Origin of the sequence: Streptomyces europaeiscabiei (genome assembly GCF_001550375.1) — a bacterium.
Classification (GTDB): Bacteria; Actinomycetota; Actinomycetes; order Streptomycetales; family Streptomycetaceae; genus Streptomyces; species Streptomyces europaeiscabiei.
Window position 1 is genome coordinate 1 of sequence record NZ_LRTR01000025.1, and the last position, 1,848, is coordinate 1,848.

Annotated in this window: 2 protein-coding genes and 1 pseudogene; 1 reads left to right on the forward strand and 2 read right to left on the reverse strand. The window is 75.4% G+C overall.

Features of this window, described 5'->3' with window-relative positions; genetic code table 11:
* Nucleotides 1-680 (forward strand): XdhC family protein (locus AWZ10_RS01050; RefSeq protein ID WP_167365907.1); only part of this gene is annotated, 680 nt, incomplete at its 5' end.
* A 175-nt stretch (nt 681-855) separates the two neighbouring features.
* On the opposite strand, the gene AWZ10_RS01055 is transcribed toward AWZ10_RS01050, so the two are convergent.
* Together AWZ10_RS01055 and AWZ10_RS01060 are read right to left on the reverse strand one after the other, a co-directional pair.
* The gene (locus AWZ10_RS01055) at nt 856-1,359 is read right to left on the reverse strand and encodes a metallophosphoesterase family protein (RefSeq protein WP_046706845.1); all 504 of its coding nucleotides are present in this window, start codon (nt 1,357-1,359) and stop codon (nt 856-858) included.
* Nucleotides 1,360-1,363: 4 nt separating this feature from the next.
* A pseudogene (locus AWZ10_RS01060) lies at nt 1,364-1,639 on the reverse strand (RNA polymerase sigma factor); the annotation flags it as partial.
* Nucleotides 1,640-1,848: the final 209 nt, after the last annotated feature.

Genomic DNA, 1,848 nt, shown 5'->3' on the forward strand with positions numbered 1-1,848 from the left:
CCCTCGCACTCGGCACGCTCGGCTCGGCGGGGCTGGACGCGGCCGTCGCCGCCGACGCGCGGGGCGAGCTGGCTCAGGGTGCCACCGGGCAGCGGCACTACGGGCCGCACGGCGAGCGACGCGAGGACTCGGTCACCGTCTTCCTGCACTCCTTCGCGCCCCCGCCCCGCATGCTGGTCTTCGGTGCGATCGACTACGCGGCGGCTGTCGCCCGTATCGGGGACTTCCTCGGCTACCGCGTCACGGTGTGCGACGCCCGCCCGGTCTTCGCCACCCCGAAACGCTTTCCCGCCGCCGTCGAGGTGATCGTCGACTGGCCGCACCGCTACCTGCGCCGCACCCCCACCGACGACCGCACGGTGATCTGCGTCCTCACCCACGATCCCAGGTTCGACGTGCCGCTCCTCCAGGAGGCACTGCATCGCCCAGCCGCCTACATCGGGGCGATGGGCAGCCGTCGTACGCACGACGACCGGACCCGGCGGCTGCGGGAGGCCGGGCTCGACGCCGCCGCACTGTCCCGGCTGCGCTCCCCGGTCGGCCTGGACCTCGGCGCCCGTACGCCGGAGGAGGTGGCCGTGTCCGTCGCGGCTGAGGTCGTCGCGCTCCGGTGGGGCGGCAGCGGGGTGCCGCTGACGGCGACGACCGGGGTGATCCATCCGCCGGACCCGAGCGGTTGAGCCGGGGCGACGGTCGAGCAGCGTGACGGCGGGTCCGTCGGCGGATCGGTCCGGGTCAGGTGCGGGGCAACGGTCGAGCAGCGCGACGGCGGGTCCGTCGGCGGATCGGTCCGGGTCAGGTGCGGGGCAACGGTCGAGCAGCGTGACGGCGGGTCCGTCGGCGGATCGGTCCGGGTCAGGTGCGGGGCGGCAGTCGGTGCAGGTGTACGTCCGTCAGCTCGCCGTCCGCCACCGTCGCCGTCATGTAGGTGCAGTGGGGCAGGCGGCGGCGGTCGGTCGGGGAGCCGGGGTTGAGGAGGCGCAGGCCGGTGGCCGTGGTCGTGTCCCAGGGGATGTGACTGTGGCCGAAGACGAGGACGTCGGTGCCGGGGAAACGGGCGCCGCAGCGGGACTCGCGGCCCTGGGCGGGGCCGGTCTCGTGGACGACGGCGAGGCGCAGGCCGGCCAGTTCGGCGTGGGCCACCTCGGGGAGGCGGGCGCGCAGGGCGGGGCCGTCGTTGTTGCCGTACACGGCGATCAGTCGGCGGGAGCGGGCTTCGAGCAGGTCGAGGGTGGCCTCGTCGACCCAGTCACCGGCGTGGACGACCACGTCGGCCTCCGCGAGCTCGGCCAGAAGCCGCTCGGGCAGCGCCTTCGCGCGCTTGGGCAGGTGGGTGTCGGACATCAGCAACAGGCGCACGGAATCAGGGTGCCATCCGGCGAAGGGCCGCACGCGGCGGAGGTACGGCGCCACGTTTCCGGGCGCGCGTGGCCCGGCTCCTGACCGTGCCCGGGGGAATGCCGAGCAGGACAGCCGCCTCGTGTGTCGTCAGGCCGTCGATCACCGTGGCCCGCAGCACCGCCCGCAGCTCCGGCGACAGCCCGGCCGGCGACGCCGCCGGGTCGCCGTGCCGCACCCGGGCCGGCACCTGTTCCACGTCCGACGCCTCGTCGCACTGCCGCAGCCGGGCGAGCGCCTCGGAGAAGGTGTTCGCGCAGGGGGCTGACCGCCCGGTTTCCCGTGCCGCTGGGAACCACGGCTCCGCGGGCCGTGAAGGAGCAGGGGCGCAGTCCCCTGGTCCTTCACGGGCGCGGGGAACCTCGCGGGCGGCCACACACCGCCCGCACCCGAGAACGCACCGAAGCGCCCCGGCACCTCAGGCGCCCCGCGGTCGGAGCGCGTCGCGCC